Origin of the sequence: Maribacter arenosus, from assembly GCF_014610845.1 — a bacterium.
In the GTDB taxonomy this organism is placed as follows: domain Bacteria; phylum Bacteroidota; class Bacteroidia; order Flavobacteriales; family Flavobacteriaceae; genus Maribacter_A; species Maribacter_A arenosus.
In genome coordinates this window covers 306,941-331,272 of the sequence record NZ_JABTCG010000003.1, presented here as the reverse complement: position 1 = coordinate 331,272, position 24,332 = coordinate 306,941, and the positions used below count along the sequence as shown (strand labels likewise).

The 24,332-nt window shown below is 40.8% G+C and carries 14 protein-coding genes; 3 read left to right on the top strand and 11 right to left on the bottom strand.

Features of this window, described 5'->3' with window-relative positions:
- Positions 1-122: 122 nt before the first annotated feature.
- The 11 genes from HPE63_RS09505 to HPE63_RS09455 form a co-directional block, all read right to left on the bottom strand.
- Entirely contained in the window at positions 123-1,616 is a 1,494-nt protein-coding gene (locus tag HPE63_RS09505) for an alpha-L-fucosidase (RefSeq protein WP_188314033.1), read from the bottom strand.
- Positions 1,617-1,627: 11 nt separating this feature from the next.
- Complete coding sequence (locus HPE63_RS09500) at positions 1,628-3,862, bottom strand: DUF4838 domain-containing protein (protein ID WP_188314032.1); 2,235 nt, start codon at positions 3,860-3,862, stop codon at positions 1,628-1,630.
- Positions 3,863-3,884: 22 nt separating this feature from the next.
- Positions 3,885-5,093: a glycoside hydrolase family 18 protein gene (locus tag HPE63_RS09495; protein ID WP_188314031.1), complete on the bottom strand. Its 1,209-nt coding sequence runs from the start codon at positions 5,091-5,093 to the stop codon at positions 3,885-3,887.
- A gap of 214 nt (positions 5,094-5,307) precedes the next feature.
- Positions 5,308-7,533: a GH92 family glycosyl hydrolase gene (locus HPE63_RS09490; RefSeq protein ID WP_188314030.1), complete on the bottom strand. Its 2,226-nt coding sequence runs from the start codon at positions 7,531-7,533 to the stop codon at positions 5,308-5,310.
- 49 nt (positions 7,534-7,582) lie between these two features.
- On the bottom strand, positions 7,583-8,911 hold the full coding sequence (locus HPE63_RS09485; RefSeq protein WP_223198107.1) for a PNGase F N-terminal domain-containing protein: 1,329 nt from the start codon (positions 8,909-8,911) through the stop codon (positions 7,583-7,585).
- 51 nt (positions 8,912-8,962) lie between these two features.
- Entirely contained in the window at positions 8,963-11,311 is a 2,349-nt protein-coding gene (locus HPE63_RS09480; protein ID WP_188314029.1) for a GH92 family glycosyl hydrolase, read from the bottom strand.
- Between the two features lie 2 nt (positions 11,312-11,313).
- On the bottom strand, positions 11,314-13,611 hold the full coding sequence (locus HPE63_RS09475; RefSeq protein WP_394355018.1) for a GH92 family glycosyl hydrolase: 2,298 nt from the start codon (positions 13,609-13,611) through the stop codon (positions 11,314-11,316).
- Positions 13,601-14,680, bottom strand: a complete 1,080-nt coding sequence (locus tag HPE63_RS09470; RefSeq protein WP_188314028.1) for a carbohydrate-binding family 9-like protein — start codon at positions 14,678-14,680, stop codon at positions 13,601-13,603. Before HPE63_RS09470 ends, HPE63_RS09475 begins: the two co-directional genes overlap by 11 nt.
- A gap of 10 nt (positions 14,681-14,690) precedes the next feature.
- Entirely contained in the window at positions 14,691-15,656 is a 966-nt protein-coding gene (locus HPE63_RS09465; RefSeq protein WP_188314027.1) for a glycoside hydrolase family 130 protein, read from the bottom strand.
- 1 nt (position 15,657) lies between these two features.
- A complete protein-coding gene (locus tag HPE63_RS09460) occupies positions 15,658-17,502 on the bottom strand; it encodes a sodium:solute symporter family protein (RefSeq protein WP_188314026.1) in 1,845 nt (614 codons plus the stop codon).
- Positions 17,503-17,510: 8 nt separating this feature from the next.
- Positions 17,511-19,751, bottom strand: coding sequence for a GH92 family glycosyl hydrolase (locus tag HPE63_RS09455; RefSeq protein WP_188314025.1), 2,241 nt, complete (start codon positions 19,749-19,751; stop codon positions 17,511-17,513).
- Between the two features lie 159 nt (positions 19,752-19,910).
- On the opposite strand from HPE63_RS09455, the gene HPE63_RS09450 reads away from it, so the two are divergent.
- From HPE63_RS09450 to HPE63_RS09440, 3 genes are all read left to right on the top strand, one after another.
- A complete protein-coding gene (locus tag HPE63_RS09450) occupies positions 19,911-21,041 on the top strand; it encodes a sensor histidine kinase (RefSeq protein WP_188314024.1) in 1,131 nt (376 codons plus the stop codon).
- Positions 21,041-21,757: a LytR/AlgR family response regulator transcription factor gene (locus HPE63_RS09445; RefSeq protein WP_188314023.1), complete on the top strand. Its 717-nt coding sequence runs from the start codon at positions 21,041-21,043 to the stop codon at positions 21,755-21,757. Before HPE63_RS09450 ends, HPE63_RS09445 begins: the two co-directional genes overlap by 1 nt.
- 323 nt (positions 21,758-22,080) lie before the next feature.
- Positions 22,081-24,330: a PSD1 and planctomycete cytochrome C domain-containing protein gene (locus tag HPE63_RS09440; protein WP_223198105.1), complete on the top strand. Its 2,250-nt coding sequence runs from the start codon at positions 22,081-22,083 to the stop codon at positions 24,328-24,330.
- Positions 24,331-24,332 lie beyond the last annotated feature (2 nt).

Genomic DNA, 24,332 nt, shown 5'->3' with positions numbered 1-24,332 from the left:
GTTGAAAAGCTAAAGAACAATTCTACCGAAACTTAATTATTTGAAAATTTTAGGAAAGACAGCTTCGATATAGAGAATATTTGCTGGTCTGATTCCTGATTGCTTGTAAATTCCTTATACACCTATTTAATTTTGATTACAAATGCCGTTTTACCTAATAACCTTGATTTTAAATCTTCTGGAAGGTTGATGGTAATTCCGTCATCTCTTCTTGTCCATTTTAATTGGGCGTGCATACCTAAAATCGAAGCTTTTACTTTTTTTCCGACAACGATAGGAACTTCAATTTCGGACGGTAATGCTTTTTGATTCTCCTCTATTAAATAAATAAGGTAAATTGATCCATCGGATTTTGAAGTAATGCAGATATTACCGTATTTATAGGGGGCTATAGATTTAGTACCGTAAATTGCTTCATCGTTTACCTTCATCCAATCACCGATTTCCTCTAAGAGTGCATACGCGCCATCGTCCCAATCCCCTTCAGGACTTGGGGCAATGTTAAGCAATAGGTTCCCCCCTTTGGCCACAATATCGACTAAGGTATGAATGGCTTCCCTCCCGGTCATATAATTCGCATTAAACGAATAAGACCAACCGCCTCCTGCAATAATACAGGATTCCCAAGGGTAAGGCAGTGGCTTCTCAGGAACTCGATTCTCTGGGGTTAGGTAATTTTGGTTCTTTCCATGTACGGCCCTATCCACCACAATGAGCCCTGGTTGCTTGTCCCGTGCCTTTTCTACCAATTCATCCATTCTAATATCCTGGCTCACGTCCCGATGCTTAATAAAGCCATTTCCCGATGTATTTTCCTTAAATTTTTCAGCATAATTCTGTTCTATATTTTCATCCGATCTTTTTTTGACCCAACCCCCATCCAGCCACAAAATATCGACTTTCCCATAATCAGTAAGCAGTTCCAAGATCTGATTGTGTGTAAACTGCACATATTTCTCCCATTTATCAGGATAGTGCATGGGGTCATAGTTCACATTTCGATCAAAAGGCGGAAAGTATGGATCCCAATAATTTTGATGATGCCAATCCGGTTTTGAGAAATACGCCCCAGCCCATAAACCCTGCCCTCTAAAGGCATTGAATATCTCTTTGGTAATATTTGCTTTGGGGTGCGTTGAAAAAGGGGTTTCCGAATCTGTTATTTTATAATCGGTATACTTCGAATCGAACATAGAGAATCCATCGTGGTGCTTTGTAGTAAAAACAACATACTTCATGCCCGCCTTTTTTGCGGCTTTTGCCCATTTTTCGGGATTGAACCCAATAGGATTGAAGGTCTTTCTTAAATCTTCATATTCTTTTTTATAGCTGAAATAATCTTGGGGATTGCTTCCTTTCTTTCTTTCGCACCACCCATAATCCTCCGGGCAGATCGACCAAGACTCCACAATGCCCCATTGACTATAAGGACCCCAGTGCATCAACAATCCGAATTTAAGGTCTTGCCATTCCGCCAATTTGATATTGGTCAAGGAATCTGTCTCGGGAACGTAGCGCTCGTCCTCGTAAATGGCCTGTGCGTTCATATTTTGAACCCATAGAAGGGTACAGACTACCACTGAAAATATAACTTTAATGAATGTGAAGATTTTCATTTATGCATTTTCTAATTAATTAAAATCTCATCGGCAAATATCCAGGATGGTGTACCTGCGGCATGATGCCAATACGGTGGTGTACCCAAATTCCTGGCTATGATTTTTAAGTACCTGAATTCCTGATCTATGCCATTCAGGTTAAAGTATTGAATATCGTTTACCTTGCTGTTCTTGTTCAAAGGATATTTGTTTTCCACAGTGCCTAGTTTCGTGAAATTCAGACTATCCTTTGACCCATAATAAGTGACTTGGGTTGGAAAGAAAACCACATGATTCGTAACTTGTAGAAAAGCAGTATTTACCTCATTGATCTTTTGTAGGTGACCTAAGTCTACGATAGCCTCCAGGTCATTGCCCTCAAAACCCAACCAATTGGCATAAAACCCATTACCCCCGAGTGCGCCATCAGTTAAAACTTGTGGATCCTCATTGGCATATTTCTTAGGCTTGGTCAAAAGCGTTACACTTTTTCTCAAAGCCTTATTCGGTTGCATGGCCACTTGCAAAGCCTTCCTGTACGAATCAAGATACTCTTCGACCGTAAATCCCATTTCATTCATCAATGTAATTTTGTTGGCTTTTGTGGTTTCTTCAAACTTTTTCAATATCCCATTTACTATAGGATTTATCCGCACTTCCTCATCGGCCGACTTTACGACCAAGGTCAGATCTTCTGCGATTCCTTTTCGACAGGCTTCCAAAACGGCATAGTCTATACCTAACCTTGCGGTTTTGACCCGCTGTAGTATTTCTGGTGTGTCGGCCACAGCATTTTCGGCATTATCAAATAACCTGCTATACTCATTTAGTAAGTCTGCCGACAAATAGGAATCAAAGGCCTGCGAAGGGTCACCATATAAAAACAGGAAAAATTCGGGGTCTTGCATTAATTCAGCATGTATTTTGTCAACGTATTGTTTTATATAGGTACCGGCCGCCTTATAATACCCATTCGTGAACTCGGTTAAAAGGGCATCCAGCTCCAAATTGGGATCCCAAAGCAGCTTGGCGGTAATGTAGGATCGCAACTCGAACAGTTCACTAGGGTTATTGCTATGCTGCTCAAAAATCCATTTAGCACCATTATTCTTGAACAGTTCAATATTCGGTTTTAGGGTATGGATATTAGGAAAAGGCGCCAAAAAGTTGGTGAATTGGGTCGTATAGTCCCATATTCTAATATTATTGGTCAATTTTCCCCATCCTTTTAAATCATCGGCAAAATCGGTACATTTTTCATCTATGGGGCCACTTCTGTCACATTCGATAGAGCATAATGTTATGAGTACATTAGCAGCCGGTTTCGTCTTACAGGGTTTTCTGGTATGCTGATAGGCCAAGGTTGAGATGGTCTTGTCGGGAAAAGCCTCGGCTACTTGGTTCACAAATCGAATCATTGTCCCTGAATTACTATCTTCTTCCTGATCGATTCTCGAACAATTTTCACATTGGCAAAATTGTTGGTTATCATCCTGACTGACCGAAATCACTGATGCTTCAGGATATCTATTAAACAAGGCCCTAACAGAATCCTTGACGATTTGTAAAACAGTAGCATTGGTAAGGCACAATTGGGTGGGTAATCGCTTGTCGCCCCGCCAGGCATAATATTCCGGATGTGTTTTATAGTACGTTTCCTCAGGAACAAATCGATGGAAAGTATGCACCCTAGCTATGGGCACATAGTTTGGAAAGGCTTCATAGGTCACTTTATGTTGGTCCGCATAGTCCTTATTTTCATAAAACAGTCTGGAATGTACCGTACGTGTGGTTACCTCGGGAATATATGAATAGTCAAGGGTAAGAGGCAGTGAGATGGAAGTGTTTTGTGGCAATTCCTCAATATGCGGGGCGTACCATTTACAATTCAAATACCGCTCTAAAAACTCATAAACAGCATTTTTCAATGCCTCATCGGATCCCCCATTGATAAAAAGATGGTCATTGGATACACTTATCTTGATCTGATTTTGATCAAGGTCTTCATTATTAATATTTCCAATATAGATCTTTCCTTTCCCCGCACTTTGCGAACTTTCATCTACAATGCTTATTTGGGCCCCACTTATACCTTTTATATAGGATTGCAAGATTCCAGCGGATTCAAATGCACTGTCAGTGGCATCCCCCTTTACAACAATTTCAAAATCAGATTGCCCTTGATGAACGAGTTGGAGCTTTTTATCCCCACAGGAAGCTAATACTAATGAGATACAGAGTAATGTTAAAAATTTTGATTTCATAGGTTACGCTTTTATAAACCCATTATTCTTTATGGGATGCATCGTAGATTGATTTCAAGAGACTATCTTCATCTTTGGTATCGTTGCCCAATTCCCAGAACATAATACCCCCTAATTTCTTTTTAATGGCATAGTTGGTTTTTAACCGAACGGAAACAGTATCGTCATAACTGATAAAAACACTATCCGTTGCACTGTACAAATACGGCGCTTCCGCGATGGGATCCCAGTATCTCTTATAATTCCCATTTGATTCGAATTCCCTACGAATCTGATGATAGGCGCTCCAGCCAATATAGGAACCACCATTTGCCTGATAAAGACCATTATTATCCGGAGGAACCCCTTTCCAAGCCCGACCATAAAAAGCGGCCCCAATGACGATCTGTTGCGGTGAAACCCCATTGTCGATACAAAATTCCACGATACGTTCTACAGACCTAGGTTCATAGGTATATCCTCTTTTTTTCATTTCTTCCCTCCTACTTTCTATAAATACTGCGGCAGGTGTATCCTTAATATCTTCGAGTTCGATCAGACCCAAAGCGGTATGGTGACCGGTATAGGGCGAAGTTGCCCCAATCTGATCATAGGTCATCACATTCATATAATCAACATGTTTCATTACTTCGTTGATCTCAACATGGTCGTAATATCGCTTCCATCCGGCAGAGGCAAAGGTCAAGGTCTGTTCCCTTTCCAGAGTATTCAAGCCTTCGCGTAGTTCTTTCATCAATAAGGTGAAGTTTTGCTTGTCTTCTGGGCGGGCACCCGTGTTGGCTGCAGGTATTCCGGGATATTCCCAATCGATATCCAGACCATCAAGTTGATATTCCGCATTGAAATCCAGAACGCTTTGAACAAATTTCTTACGATTTTCAGCAGTATGTGCCATATCGGAAAACCCATCGGCTCCCCATCCACCACAGGCGATCATCACCTTAAGACCTGGATGATTTTTGCGCTGCGCAACCAGACTTTTAAGTTTCTCCCCATTTTCGGCATCCCTGAATTTCATCTCTCCATCGATGACATTAGTGAACGAATAAATAATATGGGTCAATTGGTGCAAGGGCAGTTTCTCGGGCTGATAATCCTTCTCCGGCACATAATACGCCATTACGACCGGTGCCTTCTTTTGGTTCTTTGTATCATTGTTTTCCTGAAGGATGAAAGAAGAGGCCAAAATCACACCGAGTGAAAGCAAAATGTAAATTCCTAGTTTTTTCATTAGAACGTATTTTAAATTTAAAAACTACTTAAATTATATGAAGCCCCAATATGTATTAGACGTAGAGCGTTTGCCAAAGCATAAACAACGGACTTTGAACACTATAGGTATGCATGAGGCCATCCGATCAACTTCGTAAAAAAGTAGGCCCTTAATCACATGATCATATTTATACCCCCTAATCATAGTTGGTTTTTGCATCAAAATCCGATTTTTAATCGATTTGGATACTCGAAGCATGCACTAATTTCTTATGGGTAATAAAATATCCCATTTGGGGCTTGCCATCAACACTAATGCTATGGATCGGCCTCTTGTTGCCTGCAGAATTTGAAGTTATCACAAGCTTATGGCCCCTATAATATTCCAGATCCAAATGAATCGTTATTTTGTCAAACTTAGGTTTTGTCAAAGCATACAGGGGTTCGGCTGGGTTTACAGGATACAACCCCATCATTGAAAAAACAGCCCAGGCCGACATGGTTCCCGTATCATCATTGCCTGGAATACCATCCGGACTGTTTTTGAAATGTTTATCCAATAGTCCGGAAACCATTTCTTGGGTCCTATACTCTTCTCCCTGTACATAATTAAACAGATAAGGATACGCGATATCCGGTTCATTGGCCATATCAAATTGATTCTTATCAAAGACATCCTGCAACCTTTGTACAAAGGGTTTAGGCCCACCCATCAATTTCATCAAACCCTCAATATCATGGGGCACCATAAAGGTATACTGCCAAGCATTGCCTTCGATAAACCCAAGATTTTTTTCGAAATTTGCACCGGATTCAGGATTGTAAGGGGTTAACCAACTTCCATCATCGTTCCTAGGTCGTAAAAGGTTGAATTCTTTATCGAATAAGTGACGATACGAAATTGAACGTTTACGAAATCGCTTATAATCACTCTGTTCGCCCATTTCCTTTGCCAATTGGGCGATGGCATAATCCGCAATATTATACTCCTGGGTTGTCGAAACAGAACCACTATTGGTCGTTTTAGTCGTGAGATACCCTTTATGTATATAATCCTTTAAACCAGGGCGCAATGGATTGTCTTCTATTTGATCGGCGCTTTTAAGCATGGCCTGATAGGCTTTCTCTACATCAAAATCCCGTATCCCCTTTAAATAAGTATCCGTGATAATTATTCCTGCTGGATCACCTACCATTGTGGTCGTTTCGGTGGCATTCAACTCCCATTTCGGAAGCCATCCGCTTTCCTCATAAATCTGAAGCATGCTTTTTACCATGTTCGATTGTTGCTTGGGATAGACCAAACTCATCAACTGGTGCAAATTGCGATAGGTATCCCATAAGGAAAACACGGTGTACCGAGTGCCTTTGGTCTTCAAGGTCTCCCTGGTTTTCATCTTGGGATAGTCCCCATTTACATCGTTCAGGGTGCTAGGATGAATCAAAGTATGGTACAAGGCCGTATAAAATATGGTCTTGTCTTCTTCGGTACCGCCTTCCACTTCAATTCTGGAGAGATATTGATTCCATTCTTCCTGTGCATCACCTAATATTTCATCGAACGTTTTATCCGATGTTTCCTTTTCCAGATTTTCCCTAGCATTATCCAAACTCACATAAGAAATACCTATTTTCATTTCCACGTGTGTTGGACTTTCAAATTTATACCGCATATAAGCCCCGATACTATCCCCTACAACTTCTTTGGTAAAACCTTCCATAACCCTGGTCTTTCCATTATATCCCATCCATTGGGATTCCGCTCCCATATATTTTGTAGGCTTTTTCCATACCCCAAATTCATCTGCCGGTCTTGAAAACCGAGCTACAAAATAGACAGGATAGGCCTCTTCGGGTTTGTAATAACAAAAAGAACCCACCGAACGCACTCCCTCGATTTCAGTGGCTGATACGACTTTGACCGTGGCACCTTGTTCGTTGGTAAGGCCCAATCCCAAATTCAATAAAATATTGGCGTCCCCTGCGGGAAACGAATACTTACTGACCCCGACCCTAGTCGTGGCCGTTGCTTCGACCTTTATCTTGTACTTATCCAAGGTATTGGAGTAATACCCTACCTTACTTTTTTCATCGGAATACGTACTGCCATACTCCAAGTGATCCGTGTTGATTTCGCCTATGGTAGGCATCGCTAAAATGACCCCTAGTTCAGGGCAACCCACACCACTGAGGTTTACATGGCTAAAACCGGTCAGAAAAGTATTTTCATGTACATAAGGGGTAGACAGCCATCGACTGTCTTTCTCCAACGGTAAATTTTGGGGACCCGCAACATTAAAAGGGGACACATTCGCCATGCCGCGAACGGCAATAGGTCCAGGATTGGTCGTACCGAAATTGGAGGTACCTATTAAAGGATTCACATATTCAACAGGGGCCTTTTGGGCAAAACAAATACTAAAAATCAAAAAAAATACTATTGTTAGTCTATTCTGCATGTTACCTGATTTTTAATCTCTTAAACCCTAAATGAATTTTCGTATTAGGTTACTCTGTGTATGTTATATATGCTGAAACAAGCCAATGATTGAATTGGTCCTTTTTATTCGCAGTCCCAGGTATTTTTACTTGTAGTTTATGTAAACCCTCTTTGAGTTCTCCCAAGGGAATCACAAAGGGCAGCACAAAGGAACCGGGACACCAATTTGACCTTGATAGGTCAGAAGAAGCTAAACGTTCTTCAATTTCCTTAAATTCCCGTTCAAAATTTTCATTGTAAGCATAAGCAGAATCTTTTTTTGTCCATACCCCGGAAGACGGGTTAAACCTTCTGAATGAGGCACAATCATCCCGCCATGGGATTTTGCTTAACACCAATTTTGAATCAAAAAACACCTCGTTTTTCAATTTTATAAATTCATCGCCTCCACTATGACCTCCATGTCCAGTTGTTGTATAATACAACTTCACATTCCTCAATTCCCGTATTGTCGTAAAATCCAAGTCAAGTGCAGTGGTGGCGAAGAAATCTGGTATTTTTTGACCTTCAACATAATACACCGTATTCAGTAAAGGCATAACTTTCAATTTAGGTCTTGGCCTTCCTGAATATTTCAACGATACATCCACGGAATATCCTTCGGGGGTCCAGGTATCTATCCATATTCCTATATAGAAATCTCCTGTTACCACAGATTCCAGTTCAGAGATATCCTTCTCCCAAACTACTTCTTCTTCCCAATTGGGGATATAGACAGGTCTATTGTATTCAATGTTGGGATACTTAATTTCATCACTATAATGCCCTACACCGAATGGGGACATAAAGCGCATTAATTCTACAGCCGGCACGTAATTACCCGTATTCAAAATCCCTCCAAAACCCTTATTCACAATGGAATTCTCAGGAAACTTTTCCTTACTTAAAGATACATCGATAATATCTATGAGTTCTGGATTCGTAATTACAAAACAGGAGCCGGATTTATCCCATTTATCCCCATTGGACCTAAGTTTGACCTTAACCGAAACATCGGTTCCCTTTTTATAAATAGGGACTTTTATTTTTCTATAAATAACACGTCCATTTTGCAACCTTTTTATGGTGGTGGTATCACCTGTTACACCCCCAAAATTTACTGGCTGATTTTTAAAAACCTCGACGCTGAATTCCTTAGGTTCCTGAAAAGGCAAATTATATTTTATAGGGGCTGTCCCCATACTACTATTATGTTGACCTTCAATAAACCTTACGCCATAGAGGTCTTCAGAGGTGTTTTGGCTAACATAATCAACCGAAGGTTTTTGAGCCATAACCGATGTACAAAGAATCCCAAAAATTAATATGAAAATTACCAGTAATACTCTGTTTTTCATAATATTATAACTTATAATTTCTTAAACACCAAAGTCCTTTAAACCCAAAACCTAATTTGAATTACTTAGGGAATAGGGCACTGAAGATTCATCACTTGCCCACTCTTTATTTGGTTGATCATCCATTGTGAACTGCAATTTCCCTCCATTCTGAATATCGGCATACTTTACAAAGGATTTGTCATACTCAGCTCCGTTTAATCTTGCCGATTTTATATAAACATTTTTCTTATTGTTATCTAAAGCAGTGATTTCAAATCGATTGCCGTTTTCTAAATAAATACTTGCTTTCTTGAACAAAGGACTTCCAATAACATATTCATCTACCCCAGGGGTGACCGGATAAAAACCAAGAGAACTGAACACATACCAGGCCGATGTTTGACCATTATCTTCATCGCCACAATATCCATCAGGAGTAGCGGAATACAATTTGGTCAATACCGTTCTTATTTTTTCCTGTGTTTTGTATGAGGCATTGGCATAGTTGTACAAATAAATCATATGCTGTATGGGCTGATTACCATGTGCATAATTACCCATATTCATGATCTGCATTTCTCTAATTTCATGAATAGTAAACCCATAATAAGAATCATCAAAATCAGGTGGCATATCGAACACGGCATCCAATTGGTTTTCAAAGTCCTTCTTTCCTCCCATTAATTCCATTAAGCCATTAATGTCATGAAATACGGACCATGTATAGTGAATACTATTTCCTTCCGTAAATGCATCTCCCCATTTTAAAGGATTGAACGGACTTTGAAAAGTTCCGTCCTCATTTTTACCCCTCATCCATTTTGTCGAAGAATCAAATAGGTTCTTATAATTCATAGAACGTTTGTAAAAGGTATTCGCCAATTCGGTCTTACCCAATTTCGTGGCCATTTGCCCAATGGTAAAATCGGCATAGGCATATTCCAAGGTTCTGGCTGCATTTTCGTTGATCCCTACATCATATGGTACATAGCCCAATTTATTATAATAATCTATACCTTCCCTACCTACGGAACGAATCACATTCCCATTTGATAATGGTCTGTTATCCGATGTTGTTGCGTTTTTAACCATGGCCTCAAGCAATACCTCCGTATCACCCATATCGATTCCCTTTAAAAAGGCATCTGCTATAATCGGTGATGAGTTTGAACCGATCATACAATCCCTATGCCCTGGACTCGCCCATTCTGGCAGCCAACCCGATTCTTTATACGTGTTTACCAAACCTTCCATGATATGGCCATTTTGTTCAGGATACATCAAATTAAAAAATGGGAATACCGCTCTAAAGGTGTCCCAAAATCCGTTATCGGTGAACATATATCCCGGTAAAACCTTACCATTATAGGGGCTATAGTGTACAATTTCGTTGGACTCATCCAATTCGTACATTTTTCTTGGAAATAACAATACGCGATAAAGACAAGAATAAAAAGTTCTTATATTATCTATGTTATCATCTTCGATCTGAATTTTACTGAGCTCTTTTTCCCAGGCCTTTGTGGCCTTCTCCTTGGTAACCTTAAAACTATCAGCTCCGATTTCACGGTCCAAATTCAACTGGGCCTGTTCTGGGCTAATAAATGAGGAGGCCACTTTTACATGTACTTCCTGACCTCTTTTTGTTTTAAAACCAACAATCGCCCCAACATGGTCACCTTGATTTTCTTTTGAATTTTCACTCAATTTCCACTTGTCGCCCCATGTATGTGTCAATTCAAAATCAGTATCGAATTCAGCTACAAAGTAGTTATGGAAATTCTCAGGAACTCCCCCACTATTATTTCTACAATACCCGATTATCTTTCTTTCTTCTGGAATTATCTTGATCATAGAACCTTTAAAAAAGCCATCTAAAAGAATATAAGATTGGTCTTCTGGAAAGGTGAATTTAAAATGTGCGGCCCGCTCTGTTGGCGTCACCTCGGCGACTACGTCATAATCTGCCAAATACACACTGTAATAATCCGGCCTTACGGTTTCTGCCTTATGTGAAAAATAAGACTCCCGCTCATCTTCCTGATATTTTAAATCCCCTGTGACCGCCATTAAGGAAAACGCCGCATAATCATTGATCCAAGGGCTAGGTTGATGGGTTTGTTTTATTCCCCTGATTTTTTTATCATGGTATTTATACGTCCAACCATCTCCCATTTTCGAAGTCATGGGTGTCCAGAAATTCATGCCCCACGGGGTAGCGATTGCAGGGTACGTATTTCCGTTCGATAGGCTAAAATCGGAATCAGTTCCCATTAACGGATTAACATAGCCCAACACATCTTGTGCTTCACTGTTTCTATCCGAATCTTCTATTACTTTCTTTTCGCCACATGAAGAAAAAAGAAATACGGTTAAAATACCAGCAATACTTATTTTTAGTTGTTTTCCTATTCCCATAATTAATTATATATCTTATTTCTTTCCGGGGATTTCAATTTTTTTCCATCAGCTTTTTTCGGGTCATTGGCCATCACATAAACCAATTCCCCACCAGCAGTAACCTCTTTGTGCGTTATAAAATTCCTGTCCAGCGTTTCTCCATTTAAAGTTACGTATTCCACGAATATGTTTTCTTCTGAAAAATTCTTCTGGACAATCCTTAGCATTTTTCCATTTCCTACAGAAACTTCAGCTTCTTCAAACAAGGGTATCCCCAAATCATATACTCCCTGAGCTGGATTCACAGGATAAAAGCCCAGTGCCCCGAAAATATACCATGATGACATTTGACCGCAATCCTCATTGCCGCAATGGCCATTGGGAGCGTTGGCGTATTGTTCTTCCAGTATTTGCCGCACTAAGGTCTGCGTTTTTGATGGCTGATCCAAATAATTGTACAAATAAGCCACATGGTGGCTCGGTTCGTTTCCATGGGCATACTGCCCGATCATTCCCGTACTGAAAATCGGTAATTTATCACCCGCCTGTGGCGCATAGGTGAACATGGAATCGAGTTTTTGGCCAAAACGTTCCTTACCCCCTGTTTTCGCTATGAGTCCTTCAATATCCTGGGGTACGAACCAGTAGTATTGCCATGCATTACTTTCACAGAAATAGGTTGAATATTCCTTAGGAACAAATGGTGTTATAAAACTACCCCTAGTGCCTTTTGGTTGTAACCATGAGTTTTTTTCATTGTAGAGGTTTTTCCAGTTTTTAGAACGACCTAAGAATTCCTTATAATCTTTTTCGTAGCCCAACTCTTTAGCGAACATGGCAATACACCAATCATCATAGGCATACTCCATGGTCTTCGACACTGACCAATTCTCATGTGTATCATCTACGGGAATAAATCCTTTTTCCCTATAAACATCTATTTGACGTTCATTGACCATCGCACTAGCCTTACAGGCCTTATACGCCAACTCCTTATCAAAGGGGAACCCTTTAAAATAGGCATCGACAATCACGGGTACGGCATGATACCCGATCATCATATTGGTCTCATTGCCTTGCATGGACCAAACAGGCAAGATTCCGGTCTCCTTATAATGTGCCAACATAGATTGCACCATATCGGGTACTTTTTCTTGCTGGATGATGGTGTATAAGGGATGTGCTGCCCTAAACGTATCCCAAAGGGAAAAAGTATCGTACCGATCAAAACCCTTTGAGATGCCAATTGTATCATTGGCCGCTTTATATTTTCCATCCAAGTCGCTCAACAGTGTGGGTGCCAACATAGATTGGTACATCATCGTATAGAAAACACTTTTTTTACCCACATCATTAGATATTATCTTGATTTTGGACAATTCATTTTCCCAAACCTCTGCTGCTTTGCCTTTATAAAAATCAAAATTAAAGCCTGGTGTCTCCATGGCGACTGCTTGCTCGGCACCGTCGATGCCTGCTGTTGAAAGCCCGGTTTTAATGACCAATTGCCCCCCTTCATCCATGGTATAATCCAATTGGATTTTCGTATCCACCCCTTTTACAGGAGACACAACCTCTTGGTCATCCTTGTAAATACTATAGCTGTTAAATGGTTTTGAAAAATGCATGGAAAAATAGATACGTTGGTCTTTGGCCCAACCAGTTGACATTCTATAGCCCTTTATTAGGGAATCGTTGACCACTTCCAAATAGGTATCGGTTGGCCTATCCCAATTCAAGGCATAGCCCAAATCGACGTGTATTTTGGTACTATCATCCTTGGGGAAGGTATATCTGTGGATGCCTACACGTTTGGTTGCTGTCATTTCCGCTTTAATACCATAATCCAACAAATCGACGGTATAGTACCCAGGGGATGCCATTTCCTTATCATGACTGAATGTGGAATAGGGCCTAAAGCCATTCTCCTTGATTTTTTTTGAAGATTTACTATTAGAGGGCATGACCAAAATATCATATAGGTCACCTGCCCCGGTGCCGGTCAAATGGGTATGGGAAAAACCGCTGATGATGGTATCCTGATAATAATAACCGGCAATCCTATCCCACCCAGGGATACCGATATCCGGACTCAATTGTACCATTCCGAAAGGCGTGGTTGCCCCTGGATAGGTATTGCCAGGACCATCTGTGCCGATAAACGGATTCACAAACTGGCTAAGATTTTCCTGGGCTATGATAGGTGTCTCCTGCTTACATGAAGAAATGGGCAAAAGGGCTACTAAAATTGCACAACATAACTTCCTAATGCCAAAGAAAAACGTTTTATATTTAAGAATAGCAGACTCAATCAACACTTAAAAATTTGCCGTCATCCTCAATCAACAACGTCTTACCCGTGAATGGACTTTTCGTCCACAGAACGAAACCGACTTTTTGATGTTCCAATACTGGGATTATCTTTTTTCCTAATATCATTTTAGATTCACCATATAACTGTCCCTTCATCTTTTTCCATTTTGCTTGTCGTTTGTTTTCATCGATCTGATCTCGATATAATTCATAGAGATACCATTTTATATGCTCATCCTCCGGTATTGTGAAGGTATCCTTTGATCCAACTTCCTTTTCAGAAAAATACACATAGCCCCATTTTTCTGGCTCATGCATGTTTATGACATATTGGGGAGACCATACCCAATTGTATTCTGGCAAATAATTGCCATCAGCATCCTTCTTTCTTGAGTATCGATCATCCTTTAAATCGAATTCCCAATTGACCCTTGAAAAACCGAATCGCCAGAATTCCTTTACCGGTACTTTGTTATGTGTATTGGCCTCTGACAATACTTCCCATGGAATGGCTATCTCAACGCTCCATCCTTTATCCAGATCGCTTGGATCATTTAAAGTCCCATCAACATGAACCGCCGTTTTTATACCTTGGATATCCCAACTATCGAGGACTATTCCATGATTCCTGTAGGGTTTGGTCAGGAGTAAATCCCAAATGGTATTCAAGGCATTCATCTCGAATTCCATGTAATTGTGGGTATCCCCATCAGGGTCGATAAAAATCTCGAAATCATTATTATAAAAAATGACCGTATCCCTTTCTTTCAATGTTGCCCAAATGTGTGGTTCCTCCAATTTGGTATAGACATATAGACAGGTTTCATCCCACAACATTTTCATTTGTGTCTTATAGGTAGGTTCCTTTTTACCCTCTATATCGATAAAAGTATCGCTCCATGGTGCCTTCTGCCATGAAGGCTCATCGCCTTTGCCATCAATACTCAGTTCATCAATAGTTTTATAGGTGATATAGTGTCGTGGGGACTCCTGTGCTGCTAACCAAACACATCCGACATAGAGTAGAAAAAGGACCAGACTTACAATTTTCTTATTATCTAAGTACCTATTCATATCTTCACTATTAGAGACTATTCTTCTTGGTGAATTCGATGATGGCCGAAATATGCCCAAAGGCCATTGCCGTAACCGTATCGGCTGCGCCATAATAAATGGCCATTTTATCCTCTTCGATTGAATGCAAGGCCGCACAAGGAAATACCACATTGGGTACATCGCCGACCTGTTCATACAATTCGGTAGGCGCCAAAAGATAAGGTTGAGATCTATATTTCACTTTATCAGGTTCATTCTCATCTAAAATAGCCGAACCCACCGAATAACGGAATCCGTTACAGGTGTTGATCACGCCATGATAGAAAATCAACCAGCCCTCTTTGGTCAATATAGGCACGGTACCTGCACCGATTTTACAACTTTGCCAAGCACTATCCTCGAAAGGGGCTACTTTCATAACACATCTGTGTTCTCCCCAGTATTTCATATCGGGGCTAAAACTCATATAAATATCGCCAAATGGTGTATGGCCATTATCACTCGGGCGGCTCAACATGGCGTAGCGACCATTAAATTTAGTCGGAAACAACACCCCATTTCTATTGAACGGTAAAAAGGCATTCTCGCATTGAAAGAATTCCTTGAAATCAAAGGTATAGCCGATACCTATAGTTGGTCCGTGATATCCATTGCACCATGTCACCCAATATCTATCTTCGATAAATACCACCCTGGGATCGTATTTATAATCGGAGTCGATCATTTTGGTATTTCCCGCTTTCATGGTAATGGGTTGGTGATCGATCTCCCAATGTATCCCATCTGTGCTAAAACCAGCAAAAATGTTCATTTGTACCGCTTTATTGTCGCACCTAAAAACCCCTGCATAACCATCCTTAAAGGGTACAACGGCACTATTGAAAATACTGTTCGATGAAGGGATATCGTTTCTCTTAATAATAGGATTTTCGCTGTAACGCCAAAGAACATCATCACAGTTTTTAGGTCTTTCTTGCCAAGGTATCTTACTCATACTATACATTTTTATCCACTAATTCGCTATTTTCAAGTTTGTCGTACCAGGTTTTCTTGAGTACTACAGAAGTAATCGCCATTACTAATACCACAAAAGCCAAATTATAATATTCTTTGATGATCAAGTAGATCGGTGCCAGGACAAAGGTCATTTGCCAAATTATACCGATAGAACAATTGAAAGCATCTCTCCAAAAGTTCCTGTTGGGTTGAAAATTTGGATCTTCTTTTTGAATTTCGCGAATTACAGGTTTCCAAAATCCCCAAGGTTTTGTTGTCTTATAAAAATGCTTTAAAACTTCCATGTCATCGGCTTTGGCAAAAATTACGCCCATAAAACATCCAATAAAGGAAATCAATAAGATAAACGGAAAGAGATATATGGCCGCGGTATTGGGATATAACTGTGGAACTATGGTCGCAGCAATGAGCCCAGCCAACATTCCCCAAAAATAGCCATAGGAATTGAACCGCCACCATACCCATTTCAACGCATTTGCCGCAGCATATCCCCCATATAGGGCAGAAGTTAACCATAGGGTCAGGGTATTGATAGAGGAGGCGAAAAATCCCCCGATTAGACCAACCACCACAATAATTATGGAGGCTAAATAACTATACCGGACATAGGTTCTGTCAGATGCATTTGGATTTATATATTTCTTATAGATATCATTAACAATATAGGCTGGTGCAGAATTTATAAAGGCCGCAAAAGTTCCCATAAAGGCTGCCAAGAGTCCGGCTAACAAAAGGCCTTTGAATCCAATGGGAACAAATCTTTGAATAGCTACCGGCAAGAGGGTTTCGAAATCAACCCCCGCACCCATACTTTGTAATTCGGGTCCGAGGTATACAATCCCTAAAACTGCAAAACCAGCTATCATCAAATATCTAGGTACGGAAAGGACAACAATGGTCAAAGCACTCATTTTCGATGCTTCCACCTCATTTCTGGTCGACAGTACCCGCTGCATATCATAACTTGGCACAGGACCAGCCAAACTTGCAAAAATACCCTTGAAAATCATCATAATGATCAAAAACCCAAAAAGGGAAAAACCATCCTCATCTATTTTTGTATTCACACTATCGATATACCCAGTCCAATCTATATCCAATTCCCATCCGAAGAATAATTCGTTCCAATTGGCAGGTACTGCAGCGGTAACTTGTTCCGCAGTTATCGAATTGAAAGCGATATATCCGATGACAAAACATGAGATGGTCATGATTATAAACTGAAGCACTTCAGTACCCACCACACTATACATACCCCCTTTAAGGGTATATATAGTAGTAACTCCAATTATGATCAAGGCATAAGCCTGTTCGGAATTTACCAGAAGCGGACCAATTTCAAATGCCAAATCCCACGGAAAGAATATAGTGGCAAACTTCCCTATTCCTTCAAAAAAGTAGGAAATAAATCCAAGGGTACTGATAATAGCAAAAACGGTAACGATAATGTGTGATAATTTGGCCCCAAAGTCCTTCCCAAATCTGTAAGTTATCCATTGCGCGCCGGTCATCACATTAGATCGCCGTAACCATGCCGCTAAAAACACCATCACAAATACTTGGTTCCAAACTGGCCATAACCACGGTAACCATGCGCTTTTAAGTCCATATACGAACATAATGGTTACCGACCACATGGTTCCGGAAATATCGAACATTCCCGAGGCATTGGACAAGCCTAGGTAATACCACGGAATCTCATTACCCCCTAAAAAGTAAGAATCAATATCCTTGGAGGCCCTTTTTGAAACCCAAAGCCCAAAAAGGACAGTCAGGACCACATAGCCAATTACAATTCCAATATCAATTGTCGAGAGTTCCATGGTGGCCATTATTTTGTTATTCCCCATTCCTTATTGGGCGTCGGTCCCATGTCGAATTCAAGTATGCCACCCGCCATGATATCCTCATGGAGAATGTACGTCGTATTTAAGATCGTACCATTCAACGTCACGGATTGTACATATAAGTTTTCCCTGGAGGTGTTGGGGGCTGAAATCACAAAAGTCTTATCATTGGGCAGCTTTATGGTCGTTTTTTCGAACAATGGACTTCCGATTTCATATTCACCTGAAGCAGGATTCATCGGATAAATGCCCATAGCACTCATGATATACCAAGCCGACATTTGCCCACAATCCTCATTACCGCTCAAGCCGTCGGGTTGGGTAGTATATTGTGTGTTCAGAATTTCCCTTACCCAATATTGGGTGCGCCAAGGGGCATCTGACTTATTCAACATGTAGGCGATATGGTGACTGGGTTCATTGCCATGGGCATATTGCCCTATTAGGCCAGAAATATCAGGGGATACATTATGACCACTTAGGTCGGAATCTTCGGTAAAAAGTTGTTCTACCATAAGCGCGAAAGACTCTTTTCTACCATGTAGTGCTATAAGTCCTTCGACATCATGCAGCACATACCAGCTGTGCTGCCATGCATTGCCCTCTGTATAATCGGTATCCTCTATATGATTGGAAGATTTGGGGTCAAAAGGTTCATGAAATTCCTTGCCATTTTTTGATTTACCCCTTAAAAATCCTGTACGTACATCGTAAAAGTTCTGATACGCCTTGGAGCGATCCATAAAATATTCGTAGTCGTTTTCCTTGCCTAACTTTTTGGCCACTTGGGCCACACACCAATCATTATAGGCATATTCAAGACTTATGGAAACGGATTGATCCATGACCTCAAACGGAATATACCCAAATTCTTTATAGGCTTCCAACCCACGTTCATCACCCATCATGGTCTTCTTCATGGCGTTATAAGCTTTCTCCACATCAAAGGCATTATGCCCTTTTAGTATCGCTTCGGCGATTATGGAGACTGAATGATAACCAGGCATGGTTCCTGTTTCATTGCCCGACAACACCCATACAGGCAAGACCCCACTTTGGTCATAATACACTAACATGGATTTTACCATATCATCAAGCCTGCTAGGATCTATGATACTTAGTAGCGGGGTTTCAGCTCGAAAAACATCCCATAGCGACAAAGATGAATACACCTTAAAATCTGTTTTGGCAATACTATCGTTCTGCATTCTGAACTCCCCATTCAAATCATTAAAAAGGGTTGGTGCCACTTGGGTATGATAGAGTGACGTATAGAAGATTGTTTTGAGGGAGTCGATCGGGGTTTCTATAGTAATATTGGACAGGACATCGCTCCATGCGCCCTTAGTAGTTTCCCTTGTTTCTTCAAAACTCGGGCTACCTTGAAGGCGTAGATTTTCCTTCGCATTATCAATACTGACCGATGAAACCGCGATTTTGATTTCAACGTTGTCCATATCCCCATTAAAAAAGAACTGACCGCCGGCCTTAATCCCGGAAACCTGAGTGGAGGTACTATCTGCCAGTGAATCGCCAATCATTCGCTGCCCGACCATTGGACTCGAGGTTTCAATAGCAAAGAACACCTTTTGGTTTTTTGCCCAACCCGTACTAAAGCGATACCCTACAATACGTTGATCGGTTTCCAAATTTAAATGGCAATCCAAGGGCTTGTCCCAATTGACTGCATAGCCCAAATCAATAATAAAGGAAGGAGTGCCCGATGTATTGTAGGTGTATTTATGGTAGGCAACATAATCATTCGCAGTAAGTTCAACCTCAATATCAGGGTCTTGTAAAAGCACCTTATAATATCCTGGAGAAGCCTCTTCTTGATCATGTGAAAATTTTGAAGTATAGGGTAAGGAATCCCTTGTCTTTCCGAAAAGACCAAGGTCTACCTCAGAATTTGTCGGCATTAAAAGTACATCGGCGAGATCACCAATACCGGTGCCGCTTAAATGTAATTGCGCAAAACCGGAAATGATCGAATCACTGATGTGGTATCCCGAACACCAGTCCCACCCAGCAGTGCCATTGTCCGGACTGGGTTGCACACGCCCAAAAGGGGAGGTCGCCCCTGGGTAGGTATGGCCGTGACCGCCAGTTCCTATGAAGGGGTCAACATATTGAATAGATTCTTTTGCATCTAAAGTGTTCCCCTTTTTAGCACATGAGGAAACCATGCCTATCAAAACAATAGCTAAAACAAAGTGAATTTTCATTTTTCCGGTTGGTTTTGTTAATATGTGCGTATTACATAGTGTGCTCATTTTTTACACCCGTAATCCAAAAAATAAGTAACTTACCACGCAATTCAACCTAATAAATGTTGCCACTTTTATTTAAAATCGGAACATTTTTAGACCAACAACTATGCACCAATGCCCAACGCCATTAAAAAGGAATTAAATCCTGAACAATATCAGCGCAACTTAAACCAACGACTTGATGGTTTTTTTAGCAGGAGTGTGTCGAAAGATTATGATATCACCTATGTTCACCATATCATATTTTGGGCTATCTATTTTGTTTTCAATACGTTACGATGGGGAAGTATTCATGATGATCTGGTTTATTCCCTTAAAACAAACCTTATTGGCTTTCCGATCCATATAGCGCTTTCCTATTTCAATGTGTATTACCTCATGCCCAAATTCGTTTACAATAAAAAGTACGTCTCTTATGCCCTTTTGGTACTGGGTTCACTTTTATTAATGCTTTTGGTCAAATTCAATCTTACCTATTATCTGGTAAGCACCGATGTAATGCCCGAAGCCACTGAGGTGGTCGATACATTGACCCTGAATTATGCGATTACCACCATGCTTGGGGAGTTGTATGTGGTATCTTTTGTAACTGCCATAAAAATAACGGCCGATTGGCTTCGTGAAAATAATAAGTTGCATAACTTGGAGAAAAGACAGCTGACCACAGAATTAAAATTTCTAAGATCCCAGGTTTCTCCCCATTTCTTTTTTAATACCTTGAACAATATTTACTCGCTGACCTTGGAAAAATCGGATAAAGCCCCTGAAGTGGTGCTAAAACTTTCCGATTTGATGCGGTATCTTTTATATGCCACCAAAAAACCCAAACAGGATCTGACCAACGAAATCGAATGCATACAGAATTACATCGATTTGGAACGAATTCGTTTTGACGATTCCCTTGAAGTGAATATGCAGCTTTCAGGTAGTCTCGAGAATAAAAAAATATCGCCTATGTTGCTCATTCCGCTTATCGAAAACTGTTTTAAACATGGAGCCAGTCAAAATATAGGGAAAATGTATATTGACATCGAGATCAAGGTGGAAGGGGACGATTTGTTTTTCAGGGTATCGAATACCATCCCGAAAAAAAGAAATGCCGGGAATTCTTATCCCCGTGGAGGTGGTATCGGGTTATCAAATGTTAAAAAAAGGCTAGAACTGGGTTATGAGCCAGATGATTACGACCTTAGAATATATGAGAAAGACGATAGATTTAATGTTGAACTAAATTTAAAGGTATAATGGAACTTAAAGCGATTGTAATCGATGACGAGCCATTGGCTATCAATGTACTCAAGAACTACGTTGATCAGGTGAAGGAACTACAACTTGTGAGTACATTCTCTAACGCCGTAGACGCATCTACCTATTTACAAAGCCATGAAGTAGACATTGTTTTCTTGGATATCCATATGCCTATCTTAGACGGTCTTGAGTTTCTCAAAACACTACATGAAGCACCGATGGTAGTCATAACAACGGCCCATGAAGAATTCGCATTAGAGAGTTTTGAACTGGAAGTGATCGATTATCTGGTCAAACCCATTCCATTTCCCAGGTTTCTCAAATCGGTGAATCGCATTATAAAGCTCAAACAGAATCATGGCGTCTCCGATCGGAATGGCAACAAGGAACATCCTAGTATCTTTGTCAAGGTCGATAAAAAGAAATTACAGAAGATATACTTGGATGAAATAGTGGTTGTCGAAAGTTTAAAGGATTATATTCGGATCAAAACAACAACCGGTAAATATATCGTACATAAGACATTAAGCAGTTTTACAGATGAACTGCCCGCTGATCAATTTATACGCATACACCGATCATTTACTATTTCGATTGACAAGGTCCAGGTGGTGGAAGGCAACAGCCTCGAAATAGATAATACCCGATATACTATTGGCAGAAGCTACTTAAATGATGTTAAGGCAAAAATATTGAACAATTCCATTACATAAGCCTACCAAAATACCATTGATTTTGTACCACGATTTACCTGAATGACCCGTATTCAACCTTTAGCAGCCGTCATTAGTCGAATTTAATTGTCATATCGTTATTAAGTTCCGATTTTGATTGTAGCCTAGCTTAGCTTAGGCTAATTTTAAGTTAGTCGAACCGTAGTAGTAGAGACCCTTAAATCATTACAATCGTAACCCTAATTATGAGCAGAAGCATGGCATCCAACCTTAGGTTTTTGGAAAAAATATATCTGTCCTGTTTTACAGTACTCCTTGTTCTTTGTTCCAGCTGTAAAAATGAAAATCCCCAAATTACGGCAATGGACAAGACCTTTGGGAAAACCAAAATCCCGGATAAAGTGGACTTTACCTTTCATGTAAAACCTATTATTTCCGATCGTTGTTTTAAATGCCATGGGCCCGACAAAAATGCCATTGAGGCCGGACTTTCACTCAATACCGCCGAAGATGCCTATAAGGCCCTTGGCGACAAAAAGGACCACTTCGCCATTGTACCCGGGGATATTGAGAGTAGCGAACTCATTAAACGTATTTATTCCAAAGACCCCAATGTCTTAATGCCCCCACCCGAATCCAATTTGGAATTGACCGATTATGAAAAGAAAATATTGACCAAATGGATTGAAGACGGAGCGGAGTATAAGGAGCATTGGGCATTTATCGCTCCCAATAAACCAACCCTTCCCAAGGTTGAAAATTCCTCATGGGGTGCTAATGAAATAGATACTTTCATTCTGGCCAAACTTAGTGAAAATGGGCTATCCCCGAGTGAACCCGCGCGAAAAGAAAAATTACTAAGACGATTGTCCTTTGACCTAACTGGCCTACCACCAAGTATCGAAGAACTCGAACAGTTCAAAAACGATGCTTCCCCAAAAGCCTTTGAAAAAATGATAGACCACTACTTAGGCTCAAAGGATTATGCGGAACACATGGCTGCGGAATGGATGGATATTGCACGATATGCGGATACCCATGGGTATCAAGATGATTTTGAACGGATCATGTGGCCATGGCGCGATTGGGTCATTCATGCTTTCGATAAGAATATGCCCTACGACCGTTTTGTCACTTATCAATTGGCCGGGGACCTTTTGCCAAATGCCACCAAAGAACAGATTTTAGCCACTGGTTTTAATAGAAACCATAAAATTACCTACGAAGGAGGGGTCATTCCCGAAGAATATCGGGTGGAATATGTTGAAGACCGCACCATAACCTTTGGCACTGCCTTTTTAGGGCTTACCTTGGAATGTGCCCGTTGCCATGACCATAAATATGATCCTATTAGCCAACAAGACCATTTTGAACTCTTTAGCTTTTTTAATAACATCAACGAAAAAGGGTTGATATCCAATCAGACAGAAACCCCGGAGCCCTACATGATCATTTCCGAGAAGGAACAGCAGGGGGTGTATGACTTTATCAACTTTCAGAAGAGTGAAAAAAAGGAGATTCCACTCATGGTGATGAAAGAAATGGAAGAATCGCGGCCCACTTTTATATTGAATCGTGGTGCCTATGACCAACCTTCCCAACAAGTGTATCCCAATACACCTGAATCATTGCTGCCGTTTTCAGAAGCCCTGCCAAAAAACCGGTTGGGACTAACAAAATGGTTGTTCCATAAAGACAATCCTCTAACGGCAAGGGTGGCCGTAAACAGACTTTGGCAACGTATGTTCGGTTCGGGCTTGGTCAGTACTTCCTTCGATTTTGGGAATCAGGGTGCCTTACCGACCCATCCGGAATTATTGGACTTCCTAGCCCTCAAATTGCAAGATGAAGGTTGGGATCTAAAAAAGATGTTGAAATATATGGCCTTATCCGCCACCTATCAACAAAGCACCAAGATGTCAGAGGAAGGTTTACAACAAGATCCTGAAAACAAGTGGTTGGCCCACGCCCCAAGATTACGACTACCGGCAGAAACCATTAGAGACCAAGCGCTGCATTTAAGCGGACTGTTAAGCAAAGAAATCGGTGGCCCGAGTGTAAAACCCTACCAACCCGAAGGAATTTGGGAAGAAACCACCGGCGGTGGTGGGGGCACTACGGCAACCTATGTTCAGGGCAAAGGTGCCGACCTTTATCGAAAAAGCCTTTATACCTTTTGGAAACGCACGGTTCCTCCCCCGAGTATGATGACCTTCGATGCCTCATCCCGTGACCTATGTTCCGTACAGCGGCAGCAAACCAACACCCCCTTACAAGCTTTGGTGCTCTTGAACGACCCCCAGCTCATTGAAGCGGCCAGGGTTATGGCATACAATGAAATACTTGTGAACCAAAACGACATAAATAAGCAAATTGCCACTTTGTTTCAAAAAGCAACCTCAAGATTGCCTGAAGCAGATGAGATAACCATGTTACAAGACTATTATGACCAAACACTCTTAAAGATAAAGTCCCAAGAAATCAATGCGGATGAATATCTGTCCATTGGGGCTTTTAGAACGGAGGAGCAAATTCCAAAAGAGGAATGGGCTGCGCTAGCATTAACCGCACACACCATCCTGAATTTGGATGAAACCATAACCAGAGGATAACT